Here is a 25,769-nt window from a genome sequence, read left to right on the forward strand (position 1 = left end):
ATGATACATTGAGATCTCAAACGGAGCGCTCATTATGGATAATAGAAGCAAGCCTGACGTTGACAATACAGACCACAGAACCCCACTAGGCATAGGTTCATTTGGCCAACAGGAACGAGAGCAATTCGGCCAGTCTATTCGTCTGGCCATGGAGTGTATCGACGCCACTTCAGAGCCTGCTGAAGGCAAGGCCATTCCACTGGATGAAATTACAGTCCGCCAACGCCTGAAAGCTCTTTCGCAAGAGATTACATCCAATCATGCTGACCTTCTGGAATTGCTGGTCAGGTTCGACGACCTGGAGGGTTGGAAAGCCAGTGGCGCCCGTTATTGCGCCGCCTGGATGAACCTTGAAATCGGCGTAGGCATACAGTCAGGGTGGGAGTACCTGCGCGTCGGGCGCAAGCTGCGTACCTTATCAACCCTCAGGGCACTGTTCAGAGCAGGCAAGCTGTCCTGGTCCAAGGTTCGTCTGATCTCGCGTGTGGCCGATGCGGACAATGAAAAGTGCTTGTGCCATGCCGCACTGGATGCCTCCGTATCTGACGTCAAACGCTTGTGTGCAGGATTTCGATGGCAAGAGGATGACAACGGTGAAGCCGAGAACGATCGCGCCCTACAACAGCTGGCCTCACGTGCACTGACCTGGAGTGAATCAGGCAACGGCAACACTCGTATTCAATTGACCCTGCCACCAGAAACAGCTCAGGCATTTCTTAACAGTGTCGAATATTCCTTGAGCCAACTGGACGATACCAAAGAGCCAAAAGACGACGCCAGCAGCACTATCTCCCAACGCCGTGCCGACGCAACTGTATTAATGGCAGAGACCAGCCTGCATAATGCCGGTCGAGATATCGTCACTGCTGACCGGTACCAGGTGATTGTGTCAGTCGACGCCTCTGCACTAACAAAAGGCGGTGATGATAGCAACATCCCGTCAAAGCGCCCAAGCATCAAAGGCTCAGGCCCTGTCGCCCGTGAAACCGCCAGACGAATTGCCTGTGATTGCAGCTTAACGATCAACAAGACAGTAAACGGCGAACCGGTTGATATCGGACGAAAATCAAGAATCTGGCCCAACGCCATGGCGCGCGCAATCAGGGAGCGTGATCAGCATTGCGTCTGGCCCGGTTGCACGCAAACACAACATCTGCATATCCATCACCTACAACATTGGGCCGATGGCGGTGCGACCTCTGTACAGAATAGCGCCTGCTTGTGCTCAGCGCATCACACCCTCGTTCATGAAGGTGGCTACACCATTCAACGAGTTGAAGACAATGAGCAGCGTTTGTATGAACAGTTCGTGGAGCAGCAACACACAGCTGACATAGGCCAGTTTGATGTCGAGAAAGAGTTGCGTAATGACCATGACTCCTTCAAAACCGTGCGCAAACTATCTCCTGATAATTACCGCTTTCGTATTGTCGATGCTCAAGGGCAGAATATTAACAACTGCTCAGACGCGGATAGCAGCGACATCAGAACCGACTCAACAGTGGGTTTCGATGAATATACACGTGTAGGTTGTGGCGAGCAGCCTGCCCCAGATTATTATCATGGCAGAATCAGGGACAGGCATGCCTTTCTACATACGTCTGAAGCAGCTGCGAGTTACTCTATTCATTAGAACAACCAATCAGGCAACCACCTTGATACACCCGGTACCAGCCAGACAATCGAAATGCCGATGATCTGCAGACCGATGAACGGTATGACACCCGCATAGATCTGTCCGGTTGTCACCTCTTTGGGCGCCGCTCCACGCAGGTAAAACAAGGAGAAGCCAAAAGGAGGAGTCAAAAAACTGGTTTGAAGATTGATCGCCAACAGCATACCCAGCCAGATAGGGTCATGCCCCATCAGTATCAGTGGTGGCACAATCAAGGGCAGAACGATGACAGAAATTTCGACGAAATCCAGGAAAAAACCCAGTACAAAAACAAACGCCAGGCTGAATATCAGGGCACCCGTTGCACCACCTGGCATCGTGCTGAGTATATGAGCAACACGCTCCTCGCCTCCCAGGCCGACAAAGACCAGCGAGAAAATTCCAGCAGCCAGCATGGTGGCAAAAATCATGGATGTCATCGTCATCGTTGAGGTCACTGCCTCGTGGATGATTGATTGTTTGAATATCGCTTTCAGCGCTGCCAGAATTGCGGTAGCACCGATAACGGTCAACAAAACATAGAACCCTCCAGAGACCAAGGCAATGGTATCCAGATCATTTCGCTGCAAACGAACGGGGAATACACCGGCAAGAATACCCAGCATGCCCAGCGCAAAGACTCCGGTCATGATCAGCCAGCGACTACGCTCACTCAAACGCATCCCAGCCATCAACAGGGCACCAATCGCACCGACAGATGCCGCCTCAGTCGGTGTGGCAACTCCTCCCAGAATGGCGCCCAGTACAGCAATAATCAGAACCACTGGAGGAAGAATTGCGGTGGCCACTTCCCTGCGGGTCGGTTTAGCCAGATCCAGTGAAGCTGGAGGCATGTCCTGCGGCCTGAGCTTGCCCAGCACCAGAATATAGATCAGATAAAGCACAACCAGTATGAGCCCGGGCAAGATAGCCGCTGCAAAGAACTGACCGACAGATAGTGCTTCAACTGAGAATTTCCCTTGTTCATATTGTGCCTGCTGAAAGGCATTGGACATGACATCGGCGAGAATGATCAGCAAGGTGGACGGTGGAATGATCTGGCCTAGTGTGCCGGCCGTGCAGACAATTCCGGAAGCAACTTTCGGGTTATACCCAGCACGCAGCATAGTGGGCAATGCGATCATTCCCATCGCAACAACCGTTGCTCCAACGATGCCGGTGGAGGCGGCCAGAAGTGCACCGACCAATACGACAGAAATTCCCAACCCTCCACGTAACTGGCCAAACAGGCGGCCCATGGTATCCAGCAGCTCCTCGGCGATACGACTCTTCTCCAGAACCGCTCCCATGAAGACGAACAAGGGAATGGCGATGAGTACCGAGTTACTGAGAAGTCCGAATATGCGCTGGCTCATGGCGCCCAACAGTGAGATGTCCATGACATCCAGCGCCCAGCCCAGGTAGGCAAACAGAATGGCAATACCGCCGATACTGAATGCCACTGGAAAGCCAAGCAGAATGGCTGCGAACAATGCCGCAAACATCGAAATATCCAGATAGCCTGTCATCGTTCTACAGGCTCGGAAAAAAGGCGCAACAGTATGGCGACCGATTGCAACAGGACTAACAAGCAGAAGGCCGGGATTAGCGATTTCATTAGATAGACAGCCTTGAGCCCGCCAACCGAAATGGGCCCCTCCAGTATTTTCCAGGAGTTGACAACGGTTGGCCACGACCAGTACATCACTGCCAGCATGGTTGGAATGAGAAAGAAGACATGACCAAAGATGTCTATATGCCTGCGGGTTTTCTCAGTGGCTTTTGCATAGAAGACGTCGACTCGTACATGCTTGTCTACCAGCAAGGTGTAACCGGCAGCCAGCATGAACAAGGTCGAATGCAGATAGAGAACGCTCTCCTGGGCGGCAATGAAGTTCACACCGAAAACATAACGGCCAACAACAATCGCAAACTGGAGCAGTACCATCGCGAGCACGAGCCATCGAACCACGATGGCTACGTACTCGTTGATTTTGTCCAGTGTATTGGCTACACGTTCCATATCGAACAGATTCCGAGCGGGTCTAGTAACTCAGGAGTTTGGCTCGAGCATTCATCTGGCCGTTATCCGCATAGCTCATATAGCCACCCACCAGGTCTCGGTAAGCAACAAAGCTCTCTGTTATACGCTTGACCAGCTCATCGTCGTCCTGGCGCAATTCGTCAATGACCTCGACCGCTGCGGCACCCATAGCCTGCATGACATCATCTGGCAACTGGCGAACCTGCACGCCATGATCATTAACCAGTGCCTGTAGAGCCTGTGCATGCTTGGTGGTGTATTCAGTCCACACCGGGTTGTACAGACTGTCACAGGCGAATGTGACTGCCTGCTTGAGATCTTCTGGCAATTCTTCAAATACTTTGCTGTTAACGCCGCACTCTTCGGCAGATGAAGGTTCACCGACACCGGGCCAATAGTAATTCTTGGCGACCTGGTAGAAACCCAGAGCCGAGTCGGACCATGGACCGATAAACTCACCCGCATCAAGCGCGCCAGTCTGCATGGCCTGGAACATGGCGGGACCACTCATGGATTCAGCAGCCATACCCAGCTTGGTTGCCATTTCGGAAGCCAGACCTGTGGTGCGATACTTCATGCCTTTCAAGTCTTCGACTGATTTGATTTCATCACGAAACCAGCCTGCCCATTGCGGACCAGAGTTTCCGCATAGAAAGGGCTTGATGCCGAAGCGGCCATACATCTCGTCATACAGAGTCTGCCCACCACCGTGAGCCAACCAGCCAAATTGCTCATCTGCACGTAAACCAAAGGGCTGTGAGCCAAACAGCAGAATTCCTTTTGACTTGGATCCCCAGTAGGCGGGCACTGCATGATAAAGCTCGGCTGTGCCTTCAGAAACCGCATCAAATACACCAGGACCAGGAACCAGCTCGCCAGCCGCATAGAGTTTGACTTCGATGCGACCACCTGACAAAGCCGTTATCCGGTCGGCCAGCATCTGGGCGGCAACACCCGGTCCCGGAAGATTCTTCGGCCAGGCTGTCACCAGCTTCCACTTTCGGACATCCTGGGCGATTACCGGTGCGGTAATGGTCGCCGTAGAGGCTGCTGCAGCCCCAGCCAGCCCTGCCTTCACAAATTGTCGTCTTTTCATGATGCTCGTCATTTCGCGTTGCTTGCCTGATCGGACTGTATCTATCATATGTGTATACATATATTTTTGTAAACAATTATGGCAAAACAAATTCAATCAATGATCATCAACCGTTCTCAGGCCCCTCTGAGATGATGATCATGGCGCGATCCTCTGCACTGAGGCTCAATAACGCCAATCCGGCAAAACCGGCAGCACCGCTGGGTGTCGTCTCAATGCCGTACTTTGCGAGTTTTTCAGTGGCTGCGCTTGCGGCGGCATCGGAGATCGTGACAAAAACATCAGCGTCTCGACGCAAGGATTCAAATGCTATTTTTGAAGCATTCTTGCAATCGAGCCGTCCCATATTCGAATCAGGACCATCACCGCTTACCAACGCTTCGGCCTTGATACTCTTTTGCAAGCAGGCCGCACGCTCTGGCTCGACGACTACGATCTGCGGTTGAACAGCCCAATATTCCCTTACATGTGCAGCAACTGCAGCAGCGAGACCGCCAATGCCGCCAAGGCATCGTGCAACAAGCTGATGCCATCATCATCAGGTGCCGGTGCGGCCCACGTTCGGATATCGTCAATCCAGCTCTGCCGCATCAGCGCGGCTCCGATTTCAGGAATGATCGCAATCGGCTTGCCCTCGACTGGCACAATCAGGAACCAGGGTCGCGTGGGACTTTGCCAGTACTGGGTATGAAAGCCGCTGAAATAGCGTAGATCTGCTTCACTCATGATCAGAAGCGCTGACAGATCGGCCTCGACCATCAGTTTCTGGGCCTTGCGTACGCGTGTCTCGTATTCTGAGAGATCAAATCCACGCATTGCTCAGGCCTTTAAAGGTCAATCGACATACGATAACCTGGCGCGTAAACCAGCTGAACGAAGGTAATGGTTGCTCCCTGAGTGTTGCGAGTCGTACGCTCGGCTCTGAACAAGGCCGTCTGAGCATCACACTCCAACACTTGTGCATCTGCATCATTTGCATGACAGGCTTCCAGTATCAGATCCCCACCGCTGAATGGTACGTGTTCAACCAGCCATTCATTCGCACTCTGGCTCGTAAAGTCAGCACTTTCCGCAGCAGGCACAACGGATATATCTATCCAGCGATTTTCCAGAACAAAGGGGCGCTTGTCGGCCATATGAACAGCGCGTATGCACAGGATTTTCGAGTCCTCAAGCAAGCACATTTTTGCCTTGATCGCCTTGCCGGGACGTGCCAGTCTGCGACTGATCAACTGATAGTCGTAAGATTGCCCTTTCTGTTCCACTTGTTGTCGGATGACAGGGATATTGAAACTTGCTTTGTGTTCCGGATGTATGACAACACGCGTTCCACCACGTCGCCGCCGTTCCAGCAAGCCCTCCTCCGCAATGGCCTGCAAAGCACGATTCACGGTCGTTCGTGCACAACCAAATTCGGTCGCCAGGTCTGCCTCACTGGGCAACAGCTCGCCCGGCTTCCAGACACGGGTATGCAAACGATGCAAAACTTCCGCCTGCACATCCATCCAACCGTTTATCGAAGATTTGTCCAGAAGTATGTTCCTGATATTTTTTGCATAGACCAATGCCAAGTATACGCACCCCCAAAGGCATTGGGATTGCATGACACCGGCATCATACGTGCAGGTTACACAGTCGATCTATCTATATAAGATATAGAGCATCCAGCTGAGCTATCCTACCGGGTAGGCGCGAACCTACTTCACAAACGGATTTTGCAGGCATTTAATGAAACTGACCACTCCGACTGAATTCATTACGACATCCTGGAAGAATGGCAAGGGCCAGACTATTGAACTGGCTATCAATGAACAAGGCACATTGGCCGACTTTGACTGGCGAATCAGCATGGCCGGCGTGACCGGCGACGGTACGTTTTCTGATTTTACAGGCTATACCCGATGCCTCGTATTGGTTGAAGGCTCTGGCATACAGTTGTCTCATATGTCTGCAGAAGGACAAGCAACGAAGGATCAGCTCGGAAGACTTCTGGATATGGCGCAATTCGATGGCGGCAATCAGACCTTGGCAACATTGGTAGATGGCCCCATCACCGATTTCAATATCATGACCAGAACAGGCACCTGGCACGCTATTACGCGAATATGTCGTGCAGCGGATGAATTAACGCTCATCAACCCTGTAAAAACATTTGTCTATGCCGTCATGGGAGAAACGCAGCTACGAGCCATGACTCCAGAGTCACGATGGAGCCTGCCGCAGGGTCATTTGATGCAGGTCGAGGCAGGCGAATTTGCCATGCTCGCCATCAAGAGCCCTGGCTGCATTGTCGTTGAGCTGCACCCTATCGCGGGTTAACTTCCACGTAGTTTTTTCATGACTTTCCGATATTTCTGAACAATGGTGTCACGGTTGATATGCCGACCTGACGCCACCTGGTGTCGACCTGCTGACCAGACATCTCTGACCATATTGTCATCACCAGCAAAGATGAATATGTCGAGCAGGGCGTCTCCTGTTACGCCCTCAAGATCAGGATGCTGGCCATCGAGTGTCAAAAAGTCAGCCCACTGCCCCGCTTCAATACGGCCTGATTGACGACCTGCAGCTTGCGCTCCACCGCGAACAACCTCATCAAACATCCGCCTGCCAGTAGAGTACTCTGAGGTAGCCAATGCAGCCCTGGAGCGATCACGCAAACGTTGCGAGTAATCCAGCGTCCGCAATTCTTCACTTAAGCTTATACGGATATTCGAATCCGAGCCTATCCCGATAAGCCCTTGCTGCTCCAGATAGCTGACTCCGTCGAATATGCCATCACCCAGACTGGATTCGGTAATCGGACATAGACCCGCTACGGCCCCTGTACGGGCCAACCCGGCTGTTTCATGGGCAAGCATCTGGGTACAGTGAATCAGGCACCAGCGACTATCAACATTGGCATTGTCTAACAACCACTCGATTGGCCGGGCTCCCCAGGCATTCTGTACTTCCTCGACTTCAGCAACTTGCTCGGCAATATGCATGTGAAATGGTGCTGAGGGTGCCATTGCCAGTAGTTCAGGCAGACTTTCGCGCGCAACCGCTCGCAAGCTGTGCGGAGCTACGCCGATGAGTGAATCTGCAGGTAGATGACTGATTGCCTGTTGTGCATGGCTCCACAAGCGCGCATAACCAGTCAAGTCAGTGCCAAATCGACGCTGCGCCTCATTCAAGGCCCTTTGATCGCATCCCCCGTACTGATAGTGCACTGGCAGCAAAGTAAGGCCAATGCCTGAGGTTTGCGTGGCTGCTGCTATGCGTACCGCCAGCTCCGCCGGATTGTCATATTCGTGACCACCTGACTGATGGTGGACGTAATGAAATTCCACATTAGTGGCGTACCCGGCCTCCAGCATTTCCATCTGCACGAATGCTGAAATGGCTTCCATATCATCGGGTTGCAACTGATCGAGAAAGCGGTACATCAGATTTCGCCAACTCCAGAATGAATCCCTGGGATCAGGCCCACGGCGCTCACTCAATCCTGCCATGGCACGCTGAAAAGCATGCCCATGCAAATTGGCAGGCGCTGGCAGCAATACATCAACTTTCCAGCTGGCCTGACTCGAATCCCAATCAGGCAATTCGCTGCAGCGTTGCACAGAAGCAATGCGCCCGTCATCTGCCATATCTACCAACACATCCGAAACCCAACCATCGGGGAGAAGTGCCTGAGCTGCGTGAATTATCTTCATTGCGATGTCACTCTCGACTTGACATTTTTAATATGTATGGACATATTCACACCATTATCCACTAAAGGCAAGTTCATCATGAGCATTGTTCTCATTCCAGGTTCAACCACACTGTCGACTCTGGAGCAGCTATGGCGCGAAAATACCGCCGTCTCTCTGGACCCCTCCGCGCGCCCTGCCATGCAGGCAGCTGCGGACCTGGTTGCTCAGGCGGCCGCTGGCGACGTAGCTGTTTATGGCGTCAATACCGGATTTGGAAAACTGGCCAGCATCAAGATCGAATCTGCCGATACGGCCACCTTGCAACGCAACCTGGTGCTGTCCCACTGCTGCGGTGTCGGTGAAGCACTGGACATTCCAACCACCCGTCTGATGATGGCCCTCAAACTGCTGTCTATCGGACGCGGCGCTTCCGGAGTGGCACTGACCACGGTAGATCTGATCGAAGCCATGCTTGCTGCGGGCGTCACGCCAGTTGTACCGGTGCAAGGCTCGGTGGGCGCCAGTGGCGACCTGGCACCTCTGGCGCATTTTGCAGCGACACTGATGGGCGAAGGTCACGCCTTTTTCGACGGCGAAAAAATGGCCGCCAAAGACGCACTTGGCAAAGCCGGATTGCAGGCTGTTACGCTGGGACCCAAGGAAGGTCTGGGGCTTATCAATGGCACACAATTCTCGACAGCTTGTGCACTCGTCGGCCTGTTTGCTGCCTGGCGCAGTGCAACAACATCGACCGTCATCGCGGCCATGTCCACGGATGCCATCATGGGCTCGACAGCGCCCTTGAACCCGGCTATTCATGCACTGCGCGGGCATGCCGGGCAGATAACCGTAGCAGACACCATGCGCACGGTACTGGACGGTTCACAGATCCGCGAAAGCCACCGTGAGGGCGATACCCGAGTGCAGGACCCATACTGCATTCGTTGCCAGCCTCAGGTGCTCGGCGCTGCTATCGACCTGTTGGGCTTTGCCGGGAAAACCCTGGAAATCGAAGCCAATGCTGTCACCGACAACCCACTGGTGCTAGTGGAGACCGGGGAAATTGTCTCGGGCGGAAATTTTCATGCAGAACCTGTGGCTTTCGCGGCCGATCAGATTGCCATCGCCCTCGCCGAAATCGGGGCTATTGCCCAACGACGTGTTGCCCTGATGGTAGACCCGACGTTGTCATTTGATCTGCCGCCTTTTCTGACACCGACACCGGGGCTGAATTCAGGCTATATGATTGCCGAAGTCACCACCGCTGCACTGATGAGTGAGAACAAGCATCTGGCCAACCCCTGCTCCACCGATTCCACGCCCACATCAGCCAATCAGGAAGATCATGTTTCCATGGCCGCTCACGGCGCACGACGACTGCTGCGCATGAACACCAACCTGACCAATATTCTGGGAATAGAGCTGCTGTGTGCCGCACAAGGTATCGAATTTCGTGCACCACTCAAAACGAGTGATTCACTGGCCCGTTCAATAGCGGCACTGCGCCTGAGCGTACCGACACTGACTGCCGATCGTTATCTGGCCGATGATATCAATGCAGCAGCAATACTCGTGGAAAACGGTGCGGTGGCGAATGCTGCTGGTGTTAGCAATCTGATGAATCCTGCAACATCCTCGTTATAAAATATTCTGCAATCACTGAACTCAATCACCTCGGAAGCCTCATCATGACAGACTCCAGCACTGACAATAATACAAGCAAGACTCCTGGCCCACGCCATAATCAACGCACCATAAAATCGCCTACTGGCAATGAGCTGAGCTGCAAAAGCTGGCTGACGGAAGCTCCCATGCGTATGCTGATGAACAATCTGCATCCGGATGTGGCTGAAAATCCTCATGAACTGGTGGTCTATGGTGGCATCGGCCGGGCCGCTCGTACCTGGGAGGATTACGACCAGATAGTGGCTAGCCTGCAGGCTTTGGAAGACGATGAAACACTACTGGTTCAGTCCGGCAAGCCGGTTGGAGTTTTCCGTACGCACAGCAACGCACCCCGTGTACTGATTGCCAATTCCAATCTGGTACCACACTGGGCCACCTGGGATCATTTCAATGAGCTCGACAAGAAGGGCCTGGCCATGTACGGCCAGATGACGGCAGGTTCGTGGATCTATATCGGTAGCCAGGGCATTGTCCAGGGAACCTACGAGACTTTCGTTGAAGCGGGCCGACAACACTTCGATGGCAGCCTGACTGGTCGCTGGATTCTGACCGCGGGTCTGGGCGGCATGGGTGGTGCGCAACCACTGGCAGCGGTTATGGCCGGTGCCTGCTGCCTGGCCGTTGAATGTGATGAGACTCGCGCAGACTTTCGACTGCGCACCCGATATGTGGATGCAAAAACGCATGATCTGGACGAAGCGCTGGCCATGATCGAAGAATGGACTGGCAAAGGCGAGGCAAAATCGGTCGCCCTGATTGGCAATGCCGCTGACGTCTATCCTGAGCTGGTCAGGCGTGGTGTGCGACCTGATATCGTGACTGATCAGACCAGTGCACACGACCCCATTCACGGCTATCTGCCACAGAACTGGACCGTAGCCGAATGGAAAGGCAAGCAGGAAACTGACCCCAAAGCCGTTGAAAAAGCGGCTCGTGCCAGCATGAAGACACATGTGGCAGCCATGGTGGATTTCTGGAATGCAGGCGTGCCCACACTGGACTATGGCAACAACATTCGCCAGGTCGCTCTGGAGGAAGGCCTGGAAAATGCCTTTGCATTCCCCGGCTTTGTACCTGCCTATATACGTCCTCTGTTCTGCCGGGGTGTCGGGCCTTTCCGTTGGGCAGCCCTGTCGGGTGACCCGGAAGATATCTACAAGACTGACGCCAAGGTGAAGGAAATTCTGGCCGATGACAAACACCTGCACAACTGGCTGGACATGGCGCGAGAGCGAATTGCCTTCCAGGGATTACCCGCACGTATTTGCTGGGTAGGTCTTGGAGTTCGAGACAAACTGGGACTGGCCTTCAATGAAATGGTCCGTAATGGCGAGCTTTCAGCGCCAATCGTCATTGGTCGTGACCACCTGGACTCAGGCTCGGTGGCCTCGCCTAATCGCGAAACAGAATCCATGCGTGATGGTTCCGATGCCGTCTCTGACTGGCCTTTGTTGAATGCCTTGTTGAACACAGCCTCCGGTGCTACCTGGGTATCTCTGCATCATGGCGGCGGTGTGGGAATGGGATTCTCCCAGCATTCCGGCATGGTCATCTGCTGTGACGGCACTAAAGAGGCTGACGAGCGAATTGCCCGCGTATTGTGGAATGATCCGGCAACGGGTGTCATGCGACACGCTGATGCAGGCTATCCGGATGCACTGGATTGTGCCCGTGAGAATGGGTTGAATCTTCCGGGTATTCTCTGATTTTTCTCATCCGCACAGAGATCAGCTCATGCAGGCTTTGCCGTTGAATGCTCTACGTGTATTCGAAGCTGTCGTGCGACTCGGCAGCTTTCGCGCAGCTGCTGAGGAGTTGTGTGTTTCGCAGTCTGCCGTGAGTCATCAGATCAGGCATCTGGAAGAATGGTTTGCGTGTCCTTTGTTTGATCGCGGCGGTTCACGCCCTCAGCCACTACCCTATGCGGAGCATCTGGCTGCCACTTTGGGGCTCAACTTTCAGGACATGCATCAGGCTTGTCAACGTGTGCATCGAATATCCGCTTCATCAACGCTGGTTATCGCGGCAATTCCTTCAGTGGCTACGTGCTGGCTTATACCGCGACTTTCCGATTTTCGCAGGCGTCATCCCGAGATCGACATTCGGATCATTTATGCCTTTCATGGACAGACAATCGATTTTGGTGAAATTGATCTGGCATTTGTCTTTGCAGAAAATCAAACGCAACAGGCCGGCACTGACACTCATCTGTTTTTACGCGGTATCAGTGCACCGGTGTGCAGCCCGGCCATCAGTCAGAGCTTGCAGGGAAAATCACTGCAGGATGTCAATGTCGACATCCAGATTCTGCATGATTCGAATTCCAGCGGCTGGGAACAGTGGTGCCGTAAAGCCGGAAACGACAAAATTCTCGAGTCGGCAGGCCTGACATTCGAGGATTTCAATTTGCTGCGAGCAGCCGTGTTAAGTGGTCAGGGAGTTGCCCTTTGTCCTCTGTCCATGGTGCAAGAGGATCTGGCTGGTGGTCACCTGGTGCAATTATCTGAATTGACTGTGATGGAGACGTACAACTATTACCTGATTGAACGATCTCTGAGTAATTCCAGTACACAAAAGTCCGTGGATGCTTTCAAGAACTGGTTGTTTGAAGTCCGGGACAAGAAGTCCCGGACAGGATAGCAGTATCAGGACTTGCCGCCGCTCACGGTTGAGGCAGGCGTGGACACATCCATGTCATCAACCTCTTCTGGCTCGTGAGGAATCACGATATTCAGAATGATGGCAATCAATGCCGCTGGCAGCAAACCTGAGGTCAACAGCACTTTGACTGTTCCAGGCAAGTGCTGCAGAGCATTCGGCTCGAGTTGCAATCCGAGTCCGACAGACAGGGCGATAGCGAAAATCACCATGCTTCGACGATCCCAGACCACATCGGACAACATGCTGACACCCGCCGCTGCCACCATACCGAACATCACGATGACACCGCCGCCGAGTACGGCGATAGGCATACTGGAGATAGCAGCCCCGAACTTGGGGACCAGGCCACAGATGATCAGAAAGATCGCACCGATAGTCACCACATGTCGACTCATGACACCGGTCATGGAGATCAGACCGACATTCTGACTAAAGGAGGTATTCGGCAAGGCACCAAAAACACCGGCGACTGCAGTTCCGAAACCATCAGCCAGCGTACCGCCGGTTATTTCCTTGTCAGTCGCCTCGCGCCCGGCCCCACCTTTGGTAATTCCGGAAATATCACCCACAGTCTCTATGGCCGAAATAACTCCCATCAAACACATACCGATGATGGCAGCGGCATTGAATTCAATGCCGAAGTGAAACGGATCCGGCGGAGCAAACCAGGCGGCTCTGCTCACATTGTCAAAACTGACCATGCCCATCACCAGCGCGGCAACGTAGCCTGCCAGCAAACCCAGCAACACGGCAGAGACTGACAGCATGCCGTTCGTGAAGAACTTCAATCCCAGTGTCACCGCAATAACCAGCAATGCCAGTCCCCAGTGATTCAGGGTTCCATATTCAGGCGTACCGATCAGCGGTACACCGCCGGCTGCATACTGAATGCCCACCTTCACCAGTGCCAGACCGATCATGAGTACGATCAGACCTGTAACAAGCGGTGGCAACCAATGTCGAATTCGGCCAATAATAGTGCCGAGAAAGAAGTGGAAAATGCCGCCAATAATGATGCCGCCCATCAAGGCCGCCATGCCAAATTGAATGGCAATCGGAATCATGATGGGTATGAAGGCAAAACTGGTGCCCTGCACCACTGGCAACTTTGCACCCATCGGGCCTATGCCGATAGTCTGTATCAGCGTTGCCAGACCTGCGAAGATCATGGACATCTGAATCATGTAGATCATGTCGGAGATATCGGCAGAGCCGAATCCGAAGCCTGCCGCACCAGCCACTATAATCGCTGGGGTGACATTACTGACGAACATCGCCAGCACATGCTGAATTCCAAGAGGAGTACCTTTTATGATTCCCGGAAAATAGTTCGGATCGCGCATCTGCGCAGGGGTCATGCCGCCTTGTGTGCGTGCCATATAGTGCTCCCGTTAAGTTACTAGATCTAAATGTACACTAGCAGTCTCCATATTGCACACATTCGTGTCAACAATATTGTGGACATTACTCACTAATCAATCGGATACCTCATCGTGGCCTCTTCTGTAGAAAGACTTTCCGAGCCAGCCAATCCTTCGATAAGAGAACAGACTCCGGCATGGATAGGAGTGGATTGGGGTACCTCCAATCTGCGTGTCTGGGTTATGAATTCGGACAATCACCCCCTGCACGCGCTGGAATCATCAGCCGGTATGGGAACCCTGGAACCATCGCAATTCGAACCGACGTTGCTTGGCCTGATTGAGCCCTACCTGGATGCCAGTCGGGTGCTACCTGTCATCTGTTGCGGAATGGTAGGCGCTCGCCAGGGCTGGAGCGATGCCGGCTATCTCACCACACCGGTCGACCAGCAAAGTCGTGCACAGGCTCATTTCACACAAACTAACGATAAACGCATCAGCGTTCATATTCTGCCCGGCGTCAAGCAGCTCTCTCCGGCTGACGTCATGCGAGGTGAGGAAACCCAGATAGCCGGCCTGCTGCTGCAGACACCCACGTTCAGCGGCACCGTCTGCCTGCCGGGTACCCATACCAAATGGGTCAGTATCGAGAACAGCACCATTAACAGCTTTCAGACCTGTATGAGTGGTGAGTTGTTTGCCCTGCTCTCGAAACAATCGGTCTTGCGACACTCGGTGCAAAGCGAGAACTGGTCAGACGAGGCTTTTGATCAAGCGGTGGCATCCGTCATTGAAAAACCGGAAACACTGGCCAGCGCACTGTTTTCACTACGTGCGGAGAGTCTGGTTAACGCCGTGCCCGATGAAGTGCTTCGATCTCGTTTATCAGGTTTGTTGATTGGGGCTGAATTGGCAAGCTGTCGTTCACTTTGGTCTGACAAAAAGGTTATGATTGTCGGGGACGCGAAACTGGCAGGTCTTTATGCTCAGGCCATGTCCACACTGGATTCCCAGGTGAATCTGGTGGAAGGAGATGCCATGACACTGTCTGGCCTGATCGCCAATTATCAATCACAACTGGAGTTGCAAAGGTGAGCCGTAAACTGATCGCAATATTGCGTGGAATTACCAAGGATGAAGTCATTGATGCAGCAACGGTCCTGATCGATGCCGGCATTACCTCCATTGAAGTTCCCTTGAACTCACCTGAAGCAACAGTCAGCATTGGCATGTTGGTAGAAGCCTTTGGCGACCAGGCGCTGATCGGCGCCGGTACGGTTCTGACTGTCGAAGATGTTGACAAAGTTGCCGCTGTCGGCGGACGCATGATTGTTTCACCCAATTGCAATCCTGCCGTCATCAAGGCAAGCAAGTCGCACTCGATGTTCTCCTACCCCGGAGTCATGACGGCCACCGAATGTTTCGCCGCACTGGAACACGGCGCTGATGGCCTCAAGTTCTTCCCCTCATTTCTGCTCGGTACAGCCGGTCTTGCCGCTTTGAAGGCCGTACTACCCGCCAGTGCAGAGACCTATGCGGTCGGCGGTGTCGGGCCGGACAACTTCAAAGAGTGGATGGATGCAGGGATTACCGGTTTTGGTATCGGTACCGGTATTTTCAAACCAGGCTTCACCACTGATGATGTGGCGAGTCGTGCTGCAGCTATCGTCAAAGCTTACGATAGCTGCAGCTAGAGGTCGCACCAACGACTAACCGTAGCGGTTCTTCACATACAACTCGGACGGTATGACCTGCCGTTCGTAGTTGGAGTTATAGACACGTTCCGGTAACTCGATAGGCTCATGCGGAACATCATCATAGGGCACTTGCTCCAGCAGGTGACTGATGCAATTGAGCCTGGCCACCTTCTTGTCATTGCCTTCAACAATAAACCAGGGCGCTTCAGGAATATTGGTCCGTTCGAATGCCTGCTCTTTCGCCTTGGTGTATTGCTCCCACTGGACACGCGCCTGCAGGTCCATGGGGCTCAGCTTCCATTGCTTGAGCGGATCCAGGATACGCATGCTGAATCTGCGTTGCTGCTCTTCATCGGTAATGGAAAACCAGTACTTGATGACTCGTATGCCAGACCGAACCAGCATGCGCTCGAACTCGGGCACATCCTGATAGAACTGCTCGACCTGATCGGGCGTGGCAAAACCCATGACCTGCTCGACACCTGAGCGGTTGTACCAGGATCGATCAAACAGAACTATCTCCCCACCCGATGGCAGATGCGGCACATAGCGCTGAAAATACCATTGCGTTGTCTCACGCTCGGTAGGTTTGTTCAGCGCCACCACTCGGGCCACCCGTGGATTGAGCCGCTGGGTGATCCGCTTGATAGCGCCCCCCTTGCCAGCAGAATCCCGTCCTTCAAATATGATGGCAATCTTCTCACCCGAATCCACTACCCATTCCTGCAATTTGATCAACTCACGCTGCAGCATCAACAACTCGCCCAGATAGACTTTTCTGGACAACTTCGAAGGTGGTGCCGTGGCATAGATCTCGAGCAGCTCTTCGGGCAAGTCAAACTCGTCATGAAACGGTGCAATGTCGTCATTCAGCAGCTCTTCAATTTCATCCTCGAGCCACTCTGTTTCCTCCAGTGCCCGCTTGCGTCGTTCGTCACTCATGGTCAAATCATTCCCATGCAGTTGGCATAGAAAGTCGTAGTTGCAGGCCAGTCAGAGAAGACGCCGATAACACCGACATCCTGTGCCAGCACATCGATAGTCTTGAGTATGTCACCGTCATTCTTCAGTGCATCCAGCGTGCTCTGGTAGTAATAAGTACCACCGCCTTCGAGCACTTCTTCAACGATACGACCGGAACGATCTGATGACCAGGAAATCATGTCCATACCAGCAGCCTTTGCATTGATGGCATAGGTAGATGGCACGATCTGGTTGGCCTCATCAGTCGTCAGTAATACAGGCATGGGGGGTGCAACAATGTTGAGTCCGGCCTGTTTGAGTGCGGCAAAATCTTCCTGGCTTGGCGGATTTGCAGCTGTTTCAGCAGGATCACGTCCATCCAGCCACACAGCCTGCTTGCCAAAGGTCGGAAATTCGCGAATCCACAGCTCGGTGTCTTCAATGTCGAAAGACTGAGGCCAGACATCGTCATAGTAGATACCGGCATCCACGTAGTCCTGAATGAACTTGCGTGCATAGTTTGCTTGCGTCAGCCCTGAATCACCAAAGCCATCAGTCACGCTCTTGAGCTCTGGCGTGAACTGTCCGCCCAGCTCACCAATCAGCTGGATACTTTCCTTGTGGCTCATCAGGGTCGCACCGGTTGCATAGAGATCGGTACGAAAATCAGCGGTACCGCCCATATAGGCTTCAACGGTCGTCGCTGAGGAATCGGCTGAATCCATCTTGCCTTCGAGCGATTTGAATTCTTCCAGCGTCAGGTCACTGGCACAGCAGCGGGCGCTTGCAGGCTCGATCATCTCACCTGCCTCATCGTACTGAGCCGGTGCGAAGGGAATAGAACACTTTTCTGCCAGCGGTGTAGCCAGAATATTGGTGGTGGTGTGCAGATCGCATTGTGCGTGCCGACAAACCAGCTCGGCATCACTGGTGAAAGTCACATCACATTCGATAATTCCGGCACCCATGCGATGGGCGGCCAGGTAAGCCTCCATGGTGTGTTCCGGAAATTGTAGCGAAGCCCCTCGATGCGCTATCGAAAAATTGCGTCGCTCATATTGCGTGGTCGTGGCAGCACAGGTTTGCAAAGCCTCTTTCAGCTCACCCTCTTCGAGCTGATCAACCAGATAGAACGGTCGCGGCCCCAGATGGACCGGATCGGTAGTCGCGGCGCTTGCCACGTTGATGGCGAGTGAGGATGCTCCTGCGAGGCTCAGTACAATGCTGCTCAGAATGGGATTCATGTTCTGCTTTCTCTACGTCAGTTGATATAGCTAGAAAATCAAGCATGCAGCATCGCAGCGCGATGTTAAAGGGACGTTACATTACCGTTAATCCCCATCCTCTCAACTATCGGCCAAACGACCACCGAGCAAATGCGATATATTTTTACTCATGACGATTAATGCCTTGCGGGTCTGAACCTGAGTCAAATGGTCGCCACTGTTCAATCGTCGTATGAAGGGAATGGTCACGGCCGCAATTACCTGGCCGGAGTGATCATGGATCGGCGCTGAGATATTGATGACGCCCTCGACGACCATTGAGGGGCATTCGCAATAGCCCTGTTTGGCAGCACTCTCACGATTATGAGCGAACAGTTTGCGCAATTTTGCAGACTGATCACTCAACTGCTCTTCCAGTGAGGCGAGCTCTTGTGCATCCATACTGGCCGTCAGCACCGCACCCGATGCTGTCTGCACAATCGGAACACGAGCACCCAGCCGCACAGAAGTCACATTGTTGCCCGGCGAATCAACCTGGGCGATCACCAGAATATCGGTATTGTGCCGAATGGTCATATGGACTGACTGGTTGACCTCCCTCGCCAATGCCTGCATCAGAACGGCGGACACCGTCGATAATCTTCGAATAGGTGGATAGCGATGCGCCACTTCGAACAATTTCGTGGTTAGTGAATAACGCTCGCTGTGATGGTCAAAAGCCACGTACTCGCGCTCTTCAAGTACCACGAGCATACGAAATATTTCGCTGATGGAGCGATCAAGCGCACGTGCGATGTCCGCCTTTTTCTGCGCCTCTGGTTCGGAGGCCAGAAACTCGAGAATATCCAGCCCTTTGGAAAGGGCCGGAGCACTGTACTTGTCAGACCGTTCTTGTGGCTGGCTCATTCGGGAAGTCCGGCTATCGGCGTCGCTGGTGCGGCGCTGCTGTTGTAGGCGGCCTCGACCAGAGCCATGGTTTGCCAGCTGTCTTCGACATTGCTGATCAGTCGCTCATCCTCACCTGTCAGGAAACGCTGCAATTGTGACATCCGTGAAGCAAAAGCATCCGGAAACCACTCACCTGTCAATGATACCTGCTGCCACTCATCGGTACCTTGCTTGATCCATAGCTCATCCGGCTCCCCGTGCGGATAATCCAGATTCACACCCAGCTTTACGTAGGCCGCCCCTGCGCTGCCACACACACGGAACTCGCACGCCTGGAAACGCCTGCCATAGGCATGATCATGATTAATGGACAAGCAACAGCGCACCCGATCGCCGTAATCAAGAATGGCCGAGGTACGTGTCTGCGCCATGCTACTGGACGGATGCCCCAGAGTCCTGGCGTGTATGCCAAGAGGATTTCCCAGCACGGCACGTATCAGATCCAGGTAATGGATAGAGTGCAGTGTGATCTCCACCCGCGGCAGCCCTTCGAGAAATTTCCACAGCCCCCAGGGCGTATCCAGCGCCAGCCAGGCATCAAAGTCCAGCACTTCACCCAACATGCCCTTATCGATGGCATCCTGCAGAGCCAGCATCATGGGCGAGAAGCGCAGCTGGAAATTAACGGCCGCCTGTAAATCCTTTGCCCGACACAGAGCCAATATTTCTGTGGCCTCTGCCAGGTCACTGCCCATCGGCTTCTGGATCAGCACTGCAGCACCCTGCGGCAGTTGATCCAGCACACCGACAATAGCTGCCGGTGGTATTGCCAGGTCGAATACGACAGACTTTTCAGCCGTTGCCTCGGCCAGAGTGCTGAAGGCCTGGCAATCCCACTGGGCCGCCAGCTGGCTGGCCTTTTCCTGGTCCGGATCGTAGATACCCAGAACCGGATAACCAGCCTTGCCATAAGCCGGTAGATGCGCATCCGAGACGATGGAGCCGGCACCAATGATGACAATGGGCCGAGGTGCGCTGGCCAGTGGCCAGTGTTGTCTGAGTGATTGCATGGCTGATCTGTCAGTCAAGATGAAAGACATTCTCCATCGTTGCCCACCATTCACCTTCTTCGCGTGTTTCCAGTGGCTTCTGACATGGCATGCAGACATCCCACCAACGCTGGGTTTCCGGGTCCGCAGCCATCAGGGCTGAGTCAGCCTCGAAGTCCGTGCCGTGATATTCCCAGTAAGCGAACAAGAGATTTTCCGGCTCTCTGAGAAATATCGTGTAATTACGGATATTACAGGCGGAGATTCTATCCAGCACACCAGGCCATACACCGGCATGCAGCTGTTTGTATTCTGCGATCTTTTCGGCGTTCAAACCGATAACCATGCCCATGCGTTCCATCTATAGATATCTCCGTCAACTGATGTGTGTCGTCAGGTTTGCAACCCGGCGTTTGTCTATTTCCGACCAGTCCCAGTCTATCCCCAGACCCGGTTCTTCGCTGGGAAAAGCATGCCCGTTTTCCATTCGCATACCAGAGCCGGTAATGTCGTCAAGCTGCGGAATATATTCCAGCCAGGGTGCGTTCGGAATGGCGCAGACCAGACTGACATGCAGCTCCATCAGAAAGTGCGGGCAGACCGGCACATTATGAGCTTCTGCCAGATGGGCCACTTTCAACCACGGCGTGATGCCGCCGATACGGGCCACATCCACCTGCACGATAGAGGCCCCGCCCAGGCTCAGGTAGTCCTTGAACTGACTGAGCGAGTACAGACTCTCACCTACAGCAATAGGCACACAGGTGCTGGCCGCCAGGCGTACATGCTCCATGACATCGTCTGCTGGCATGGGCTCTTCAAACCAGGCAATACCGAATTCCTCCAATACCCGGGCACGGCGCGTGGCTTCAGCCCGGCTGAACGCCTGATTGGCATCCACCATGATTTCAGAAGCATCGCCCACGGCGGCTCGCACAGCGGCCAGACGCGCACGATCCTCGGACAGATGCGGCCTGCCAATCTTGATCTTGGAACCGGCAAAACCCTGTTCGCGTGCTGCCACCGCATCATCCACCAGTGCCTGGGTATCAATATGCAGCCAACCGCCTTCGGTGGTGTACATCGGCACGCTCTGCTTCGCACCACCGAGCATCCTGTAGAGCGGCAAGGAGGCTCGCTTGCAGCGCAGATCCCATAAAGCTGTATCAATGGTCGCCAGTGCCAGAGAGGTGATTGCACCAACCGCCGTTGCATGTGTGGAGAACATCAGTGAGCGCCAGAGGCGATCAATATTCTCGGCCTCCTGCCCTATCAGTTGCGGTGCCAGTGTCTCAGCCAGCAGTGACATGACCGCAGGCCCGCCCTGACCAATGGTGTAGGAGTAACCGACACCCACGGCGCCGTCACTGTCGGTGATTCTGACCAGCGGTGTCTGCTGACTGTCAAATGACTGGATGGCATCGGTTCGCCTGACTTTAGGTTGCAGGTCAACCATGCACAGTTCAACGTGTTCTATTTTTGCCATGGTGCAGTTGAATCAAGTTTAGCCGAGACTGTCTTGCGAATCAGAATCGAACAGGTGGGTACGGCTCATATCCAGCTGACAACGCAATGTTTCACCCATTGCAACCGGTCGAGGATTTAGCATTTTGGCCTGTATTTCCTGGCCGGCAATCTCACCAAACAGCACGGTTTCCGTACCCAGCGGCTCAGACAGATTGATCAGCAAATCAAAACTGGCCGTCTCGCCACTCAGATGCAGGCCATGACCTTCGGGCATGAGGTTATCGGCACGAAAACCGAACACCACCTCCTGATTGGCGATGACCTTGCCAGTCAAGCGTGATGGCATCGGCAGATGCGTGCCATCGCTGAGCACAAGCTGCAGGGCATCAGCAGTTATTCGGGCATTCAGCAGATTCATGGGTGGCGAGCCAATGAAGGTTGCCACAAAGGTGTTGACCGGCGTTTCGAACACTTCCAGAGGTGTGCCCTGTTGTTCGATATGACCATCGCGCATGATGACAATGCGATCGGCCAAGGTCATGGCTTCCACCTGATCATGGGTGACGTACACGATGGTGGTCTGGATACGCCGATGCAGTTTCTTGATCTCAACCCGCATCTGTGCCCGCAACTTTGCATCCAGATTGGACAGCGGCTCATCGAATAGAAAGACATCCGGGTGCCGAACGATAGCTCTGCCCATGGCAACGCGCTGCCTCTGACCACCAGAGAGCTCTGCCGGCTTGCGCTGGAGCAGCTCCCCCAGGCTGAGTATCTCAGCCGCCTCTGCCACCGCCTTTTCGATCTCGGCCTCGCTGCGATTGGCGATCTTGAGTGAGAAACCCAGATTCTCACCGACCGTCATATGCGGATAGAGCGCGTAGTTCTGAAACACCATGGAGATATTGCGATCACGCGGCGGCAGATCGTTGACTCGCTGTTCACCGATGTAGATGTCGCCACTACTGAGTTCCTCCAGACCCGCAATCATTCTCAGTGTGGTCGACTTGCCACAGCCTGATGGCCCTACCAGTACCACAAATTCATTGTGTGCAATATCCAGATCGATACCATGAACAACCTCAAGGTTGCCATAGCTCTTGACGATCTTGTTGAGCTTAACGCGTGCCATTGACTATCCTTTGATACCGCCAAAAGTGAGACCGCTGATAAGGTGCTTCTGCACGATGAATGTCAGTATCAGAGCCGGAATGATCATCAGGACGGCCAACGCGCACATGCCGCCCCAATTGATAGTGAATTCTGAAGTAAAGTCCAGCAGGCCGACAGGCATGGTCTTGGAGTAAACCGAGCGTGTCAGCTGACTGGCCAGAGCGTACTCGTTCCAGGAAGTAAGAAAGGCAAAAATGGCCGCCGATGCAATACCGGCCTTGGCCACTGGAAACTCCACTTTCCAGAAAGCCTGCCAACGGGTACAACCATCAATCTCTGCAGCCTCTGCCAGCTCTTTGGGAACCTGGCGGAAAAAACCATCAATCAGCCAGATAGAAAACGGCACATTCATGGCGACGTAGGCAAGAATCAGCGCAAAGTGCGTGTCGATAATACCCACCTTGGCAAAAACAATGAACAAGGGGAGTGACAAGGCAACCCCGGGCACCGCACGGGTCACCATGAAACCGACGAAAATCGCTGACTTGCCGCGAAACCGATAGCGGGCGAATGCGTAGCCTCCGGCAATGCCAATAAGAATGGCTATAAGCGTACTGGTCAAAGAGATGATCAGGGAATTCATGAAGTAGCGCAGTACCGGTACTCCACCCTCACCCACACCCCCGAACATGGCTCGATAATGGTCAAAGCTGAGACGCTCGGGAATCCATACCGGCGGTTTTGCCATGATCTCAACGGTTGGCCGGAACGAATTGAGAACAATCCACAAACCGGGCAGACAGATGATCGACATGGCGATGAACAACGCGATCAGATGTGCTGCACGCAGGCCTTGCTTCCTGAGTCGATGTTGCTGATTGATATCCATTCAGTGATTGAATCCCAGCACTGCGCGCGATGCGTTGAGCTTCTTGAAGAAGTAGATAGTGAAGAATATGGCCAGGAAGATAGAGATATAGCCCATGGCATTGGCCAGACCCATCTTGGCATCAACGTAGCCGGTGCGACCAATCAGTGTCCACAGCAGTTCGGTTCGACGCGCTGGCCCACCGTTGGTCATGATCTGTACGATGTCATAGGCGCGCGCCACATCCAGGCTGCGGATGGCCATCGCAATGTAGATGAAGGGCATCAGAAAAGGCAAGCTGATATGGCGAAAAGATTGCCACGGCGTACAACCGTCAACCTTGGCAGCTTCAAGCGGGTCACGTGGAATGGCGAACAGGCCTGCCAGAATGAGAATGGCAAAGACGGATGTAGACATCCAGACCTCGGCAAAGATGATGGAGAACATGGCAAGTTTTTCATCCACCAACCAGGCGATAGCCTGATCCGTAACACCCAGTGATTGCAGCGCGTTATTCACCAGACCGACATTATCATTGAAGATGAACTTGAACTGGAAGCCCACCAGAATGGGCGAGAACATCATCGGGAACATCATGATGGTTCGTAATCCACGCTGACCCCAGGTCACCTTGTTGACCAGCAGCGCCAACCCCAGGCCCAGCAGCATCTCCAGATTAAGGGCCACTGTCAGCAGAAAAACGGTGCGCCCGAATGCCCACCAGAAATTAACATCAGTTGCCACCTTGACGTAGTTGTAAGTACCAATCCACTTGTATAGCGTCTCGGGGCGAGTCAGCCTATAGGGCGTGAAGCTCGAATACAGAGACAACAATAGCGGTATCAACACCACGACCAGGAGAATCACAATGGCTGGCAACAGCAGTGCCAGCCAGGGTGGTAGTCTTTTCAGAATTCTAGGCACGAAGTTCTAATACTCACCATTCTCACGCATCATCTCATCAACCGCTTCTGACGCTATTTCCAGAGCTTGCGCAGAGCTCTTGTCGCCTAGAATGGCTGCCTGCAATTCTGGATAGATCACATTGGTCGCCTCTATCCAGTAAGGTGTCTGGGGCGCCGGGAAGGCGTGACTGGAAGCCGCCTGAAAGGCCTTGAGCACTTGCGTCTTGTATTCATCACCTTCTGCCTGTTTGACCACATAATCCCACACCGCCTTGCGCGTAGGCAGTGGGCCTGCCGAGCTTTCCAGTTTCTGACTTTCCTCGTTGGTCAGAAACGCAACCAGTGAAGCCGCCGCCGCCTTGTTGTCGCACGACTCGGTCACAGAGAAACCATGATGACCGGACCAACCGGTACGAATACCAGCACTGCCTTGCGGTTGCACCACGACGCCGACATTACCGGCAACCTTGGAACTCTCAGGATCGTTGAAGAATCCTGCCCAACCAGGCCAGTCAAGACTCAGCGCGATGGTACCCGAGGCAAAGCCCTGCCCCAACTCGTCCCACAGATAGGAGGTCGTGCCCTTGGGTGTGGCCCCGGACTGGTACATATTAACGAACCAGTCCAGTGCACGAATACCGGCTTCGCTGTTGAATGCGGGCGACCAGTCATCATTGAATAATGCACCACCTTCGGCCACCACCATTTCGTAGAAGCGTCCGACAATCGCTTCATCCTTGCCGGCAAACTGAGTGCCGTAGAAGTTCGGAGGGTCGCTGAAGAAGATGGCCTGATCAGTGACTTGCTGCCAGGTGTCTGGTGGTGTCAGATCGTAGCCGTATTCTTCCTTGAACTGTGCCTGTTTATCAGCATCTTCATAGAGATTTTTTTGATAATACAATGCTGACACATCAAATTGAGCACGTGGCAACATGACCAGTTTGTCGCCTATTCTGGATGCAGCGATATTCGAATCGACATATTCAGCGATAAAGTCGGCAGTCAGAAACGGTGTCAAGTCGGTATAGAGCGACGGGTACTGAGAGGCAAAGGATGAATGATTTGATCCGACACACCAGCCTAGCGAACCGGCAGCCACATCTGATTTGAACTCCTTGTCCAGCTCAAAATGGTTCTTTTTGGAGATGACATTGACCTTGGCGCCCGAATCCGCTTCCCATTCGGCAATACGCGCATATAGCGCCTCATATTGCTGACCACCGATGAGCTTTGCATCAAGTGTGATTCCATCAAAATCCCCGGCGACAGCAGTTCCGCACACGGCCAACAACGGAATGGCCAGCGTGGTGGCTGACCAAAGTTTAGTGTTTTTCAAGTTCCTACCCCCTGACGAGTGTATTCAGTCCGGCTTCAAAACATCGTTAGTCCGGCGCATGTTTCACATATAAAC

The 25,769-nt window shown here is 53.5% G+C and carries 25 protein-coding genes; 7 read left to right on the forward strand and 18 right to left on the reverse strand.

The annotated features are described in order from the left end of the window. Positions 1 to 34 precede the first annotated feature (34 nt). Positions 35 to 1,633 carry a DUF222 domain-containing protein gene (locus IMCC3135_RS20865; protein WP_088919359.1) on the forward strand — a complete coding sequence of 533 codons (1,599 nt, stop codon included), beginning with the start codon at positions 35 to 37 and terminating at the stop codon, positions 1,631 to 1,633. Here the strand turns inward: IMCC3135_RS20865 and IMCC3135_RS20870 are convergent. The 6 genes from IMCC3135_RS20870 to IMCC3135_RS20895 all read right to left on the reverse strand — a co-directional run bounded on the left by IMCC3135_RS20870 (position 1,630) and on the right by IMCC3135_RS20895 (position 6,365). Continuing rightward, positions 1,630 to 3,183 carry a TRAP transporter large permease gene (locus IMCC3135_RS20870; RefSeq protein WP_088919360.1) on the reverse strand — a complete coding sequence of 518 codons (1,554 nt, stop codon included), beginning with the start codon at positions 3,181 to 3,183 and terminating at the stop codon, positions 1,630 to 1,632. The genes IMCC3135_RS20865 and IMCC3135_RS20870 overlap by 4 nt on opposite strands. Continuing rightward, positions 3,180 to 3,677, reverse strand: a complete 498-nt coding sequence (locus IMCC3135_RS20875; RefSeq protein ID WP_088919361.1) for a TRAP transporter small permease subunit — start codon at positions 3,675 to 3,677, stop codon at positions 3,180 to 3,182. The genes IMCC3135_RS20870 and IMCC3135_RS20875 overlap by 4 nt, the downstream gene beginning before the upstream one ends. A 22-nt stretch (positions 3,678 to 3,699) precedes the next feature. Then, positions 3,700 to 4,794, reverse strand: a complete 1,095-nt coding sequence (locus tag IMCC3135_RS20880) for a TRAP transporter substrate-binding protein (protein WP_088921983.1) — start codon at positions 4,792 to 4,794, stop codon at positions 3,700 to 3,702. Positions 4,795 to 4,900: 106 nt separating this feature from the next. Then, positions 4,901 to 5,293, reverse strand: coding sequence for a pyridoxal-phosphate dependent enzyme (locus IMCC3135_RS20885; protein WP_088919362.1), 393 nt, complete (start codon positions 5,291 to 5,293; stop codon positions 4,901 to 4,903). Further along, the gene (locus tag IMCC3135_RS20890; protein ID WP_088919363.1) at positions 5,257 to 5,610 is read right to left on the reverse strand and encodes an aminopeptidase P family N-terminal domain-containing protein; all 354 of its coding nucleotides are present in this window, start codon (positions 5,608 to 5,610) and stop codon (positions 5,257 to 5,259) included. Before IMCC3135_RS20890 ends, IMCC3135_RS20885 begins: the two co-directional genes overlap by 37 nt. Before the next feature lie 11 nt (positions 5,611 to 5,621). Next, positions 5,622 to 6,365 (reverse strand): GntR family transcriptional regulator, encoded by a 744-nt coding sequence (locus IMCC3135_RS20895; protein WP_205737647.1) that lies wholly within the window; start codon positions 6,363 to 6,365, stop codon positions 5,622 to 5,624. Between the two features lie 157 nt (positions 6,366 to 6,522). Between IMCC3135_RS20895 and IMCC3135_RS20900 the strand changes: the two genes are divergently transcribed. Further along, positions 6,523 to 7,113 (forward strand): HutD/Ves family protein, encoded by a 591-nt coding sequence (locus IMCC3135_RS20900; RefSeq protein ID WP_088919364.1) that lies wholly within the window; start codon positions 6,523 to 6,525, stop codon positions 7,111 to 7,113. On the opposite strand, the gene IMCC3135_RS20905 is transcribed toward IMCC3135_RS20900, so the two are convergent. Further along, a complete protein-coding gene (locus IMCC3135_RS20905; RefSeq protein ID WP_088919365.1) occupies positions 7,110 to 8,492 on the reverse strand; it encodes a formimidoylglutamate deiminase in 1,383 nt (460 codons plus the stop codon). The genes IMCC3135_RS20900 and IMCC3135_RS20905 overlap by 4 nt on opposite strands. Positions 8,493 to 8,570: 78 nt before the next feature. Here IMCC3135_RS20905 and hutH point away from each other — a divergent pair, with 78 nt between their 5' ends. From hutH to IMCC3135_RS20920, 3 genes are read left to right on the forward strand one after another with little or no spacing between them, the layout of a single operon-like run. Further along, entirely contained in the window at positions 8,571 to 10,118 is a 1,548-nt protein-coding gene (hutH, locus tag IMCC3135_RS20910; protein ID WP_088921985.1) for a histidine ammonia-lyase, read from the forward strand. 44 nt (positions 10,119 to 10,162) lie between these two features. Beyond that, entirely contained in the window at positions 10,163 to 11,866 is a 1,704-nt protein-coding gene (gene hutU, locus IMCC3135_RS20915; RefSeq protein ID WP_088919366.1) for a urocanate hydratase, read from the forward strand. 28 nt (positions 11,867 to 11,894) lie between these two features. After that, on the forward strand, positions 11,895 to 12,800 hold the full coding sequence (locus IMCC3135_RS20920) for a LysR substrate-binding domain-containing protein (RefSeq protein WP_088919367.1): 906 nt from the start codon (positions 11,895 to 11,897) through the stop codon (positions 12,798 to 12,800). A gap of 5 nt (positions 12,801 to 12,805) precedes the next feature. Here IMCC3135_RS20920 and IMCC3135_RS20925 read toward each other — a convergent pair whose 3' ends face one another. Next, positions 12,806 to 14,200 carry a nucleobase:cation symporter-2 family protein gene (locus IMCC3135_RS20925; protein ID WP_088919368.1) on the reverse strand — a complete coding sequence of 465 codons (1,395 nt, stop codon included), beginning with the start codon at positions 14,198 to 14,200 and terminating at the stop codon, positions 12,806 to 12,808. 114 nt (positions 14,201 to 14,314) lie between these two features. Between IMCC3135_RS20925 and IMCC3135_RS20930 the strand changes: the two genes are divergently transcribed. Together IMCC3135_RS20930 and IMCC3135_RS20935 are read left to right on the forward strand one after the other, a co-directional pair. Next, complete coding sequence (locus tag IMCC3135_RS20930; RefSeq protein WP_205737648.1) at positions 14,315 to 15,277, forward strand: 2-dehydro-3-deoxygalactonokinase; 963 nt, start codon at positions 14,315 to 14,317, stop codon at positions 15,275 to 15,277. After that, entirely contained in the window at positions 15,274 to 15,876 is a 603-nt protein-coding gene (locus tag IMCC3135_RS20935) for a 2-dehydro-3-deoxy-6-phosphogalactonate aldolase (protein ID WP_088919369.1), read from the forward strand. The genes IMCC3135_RS20930 and IMCC3135_RS20935 overlap by 4 nt, the downstream gene beginning before the upstream one ends. Before the next feature lie 15 nt (positions 15,877 to 15,891). On the opposite strand, the gene ppk2 is transcribed toward IMCC3135_RS20935, so the two are convergent. The 10 genes from ppk2 to IMCC3135_RS20985 all read right to left on the reverse strand — a co-directional run bounded on the left by ppk2 (position 15,892) and on the right by IMCC3135_RS20985 (position 25,694). Then, a complete protein-coding gene (gene ppk2 / locus IMCC3135_RS20940) occupies positions 15,892 to 16,821 on the reverse strand; it encodes a polyphosphate kinase 2 (protein WP_088919370.1) in 930 nt (309 codons plus the stop codon). Between the two features lie 2 nt (positions 16,822 to 16,823). Beyond that, entirely contained in the window at positions 16,824 to 18,086 is a 1,263-nt protein-coding gene (locus IMCC3135_RS20945; RefSeq protein WP_088919371.1) for a glycerophosphodiester phosphodiesterase family protein, read from the reverse strand. Positions 18,087 to 18,188: 102 nt separating this feature from the next. Further along, complete coding sequence (locus IMCC3135_RS20950; protein ID WP_088919372.1) at positions 18,189 to 18,974, reverse strand: IclR family transcriptional regulator; 786 nt, start codon at positions 18,972 to 18,974, stop codon at positions 18,189 to 18,191. Continuing rightward, a complete protein-coding gene (locus tag IMCC3135_RS20955) occupies positions 18,971 to 20,044 on the reverse strand; it encodes a Gfo/Idh/MocA family protein (protein ID WP_205737649.1) in 1,074 nt (357 codons plus the stop codon). Before IMCC3135_RS20955 ends, IMCC3135_RS20950 begins: the two co-directional genes overlap by 4 nt. Next, positions 20,037 to 20,366: an L-rhamnose mutarotase gene (locus IMCC3135_RS20960; RefSeq protein ID WP_088919373.1), complete on the reverse strand. Its 330-nt coding sequence runs from the start codon at positions 20,364 to 20,366 to the stop codon at positions 20,037 to 20,039. The genes IMCC3135_RS20955 and IMCC3135_RS20960 overlap by 8 nt, the downstream gene beginning before the upstream one ends. A gap of 15 nt (positions 20,367 to 20,381) precedes the next feature. Further along, positions 20,382 to 21,491, reverse strand: coding sequence for a mandelate racemase/muconate lactonizing enzyme family protein (locus IMCC3135_RS20965; RefSeq protein ID WP_088919374.1), 1,110 nt, complete (start codon positions 21,489 to 21,491; stop codon positions 20,382 to 20,384). 18 nt (positions 21,492 to 21,509) lie between these two features. After that, on the reverse strand, positions 21,510 to 22,604 hold the full coding sequence (locus tag IMCC3135_RS20970) for an ABC transporter ATP-binding protein (RefSeq protein WP_088919375.1): 1,095 nt from the start codon (positions 22,602 to 22,604) through the stop codon (positions 21,510 to 21,512). Positions 22,605 to 22,607: 3 nt separating this feature from the next. After that, the gene (locus tag IMCC3135_RS20975; RefSeq protein WP_088919376.1) at positions 22,608 to 23,474 is read right to left on the reverse strand and encodes a carbohydrate ABC transporter permease; all 867 of its coding nucleotides are present in this window, start codon (positions 23,472 to 23,474) and stop codon (positions 22,608 to 22,610) included. Then, positions 23,475 to 24,377: a carbohydrate ABC transporter permease gene (locus tag IMCC3135_RS20980; protein WP_205737650.1), complete on the reverse strand. Its 903-nt coding sequence runs from the start codon at positions 24,375 to 24,377 to the stop codon at positions 23,475 to 23,477. A gap of 6 nt (positions 24,378 to 24,383) precedes the next feature. Beyond that, complete coding sequence (locus tag IMCC3135_RS20985) at positions 24,384 to 25,694, reverse strand: extracellular solute-binding protein (RefSeq protein ID WP_088919377.1); 1,311 nt, start codon at positions 25,692 to 25,694, stop codon at positions 24,384 to 24,386. Between the last annotated feature and the right edge of the window lie 75 nt (positions 25,695 to 25,769).

The organism is Granulosicoccus antarcticus IMCC3135, assembly GCF_002215215.1.
Taxonomy (GTDB): Bacteria; Pseudomonadota; Gammaproteobacteria; order Granulosicoccales; family Granulosicoccaceae; genus Granulosicoccus; species Granulosicoccus antarcticus.

Excerpts from the sequence above, each read along its gene's own strand:
- IMCC3135_RS20865 (WP_088919359.1), top strand. The coding sequence starts at position 35 with ATGGATAATAGAAGCAAGCCTGACGTTGACAATACAGACCACAGAACC.
- IMCC3135_RS20870 (WP_088919360.1), bottom strand. The coding sequence starts at position 3,183 with ATGACAGGCTATCTGGATATTTCGATGTTTGCGGCATTGTTCGCAGCC.
- IMCC3135_RS20875 (WP_088919361.1), bottom strand. The coding sequence starts at position 3,677 with ATGGAACGTGTAGCCAATACACTGGACAAAATCAACGAGTACGTAGCC.
- IMCC3135_RS20880 (WP_088921983.1), bottom strand. The coding sequence starts at position 4,794 with ATGAAAAGACGACAATTTGTGAAGGCAGGGCTGGCTGGGGCTGCAGCA.
- IMCC3135_RS20890 (WP_088919363.1), bottom strand. The coding sequence starts at position 5,610 with ATGCGTGGATTTGATCTCTCAGAATACGAGACACGCGTACGCAAGGCC.
- IMCC3135_RS20900 (WP_088919364.1), top strand. The coding sequence starts at position 6,523 with ATGAAACTGACCACTCCGACTGAATTCATTACGACATCCTGGAAGAAT.
- IMCC3135_RS20905 (WP_088919365.1), bottom strand. The coding sequence starts at position 8,492 with ATGAAGATAATTCACGCAGCTCAGGCACTTCTCCCCGATGGTTGGGTT.
- hutH (WP_088921985.1), top strand. The coding sequence starts at position 8,571 with ATGAGCATTGTTCTCATTCCAGGTTCAACCACACTGTCGACTCTGGAG.
- hutU (WP_088919366.1), top strand. The coding sequence starts at position 10,163 with ATGACAGACTCCAGCACTGACAATAATACAAGCAAGACTCCTGGCCCA.
- IMCC3135_RS20920 (WP_088919367.1), top strand. The coding sequence starts at position 11,895 with ATGCAGGCTTTGCCGTTGAATGCTCTACGTGTATTCGAAGCTGTCGTG.
- IMCC3135_RS20925 (WP_088919368.1), bottom strand. The coding sequence starts at position 14,200 with ATGGCACGCACACAAGGCGGCATGACCCCTGCGCAGATGCGCGATCCG.
- ppk2 (WP_088919370.1), bottom strand. The coding sequence starts at position 16,821 with ATGAGTGACGAACGACGCAAGCGGGCACTGGAGGAAACAGAGTGGCTC.
- IMCC3135_RS20945 (WP_088919371.1), bottom strand. The coding sequence starts at position 18,086 with ATGAATCCCATTCTGAGCAGCATTGTACTGAGCCTCGCAGGAGCATCC.
- IMCC3135_RS20950 (WP_088919372.1), bottom strand. The coding sequence starts at position 18,974 with ATGAGCCAGCCACAAGAACGGTCTGACAAGTACAGTGCTCCGGCCCTT.
- IMCC3135_RS20960 (WP_088919373.1), bottom strand. The coding sequence starts at position 20,366 with ATGGAACGCATGGGCATGGTTATCGGTTTGAACGCCGAAAAGATCGCA.
- IMCC3135_RS20965 (WP_088919374.1), bottom strand. The coding sequence starts at position 21,491 with ATGGCAAAAATAGAACACGTTGAACTGTGCATGGTTGACCTGCAACCT.
- IMCC3135_RS20970 (WP_088919375.1), bottom strand. The coding sequence starts at position 22,604 with ATGGCACGCGTTAAGCTCAACAAGATCGTCAAGAGCTATGGCAACCTT.
- IMCC3135_RS20975 (WP_088919376.1), bottom strand. The coding sequence starts at position 23,474 with ATGGATATCAATCAGCAACATCGACTCAGGAAGCAAGGCCTGCGTGCA.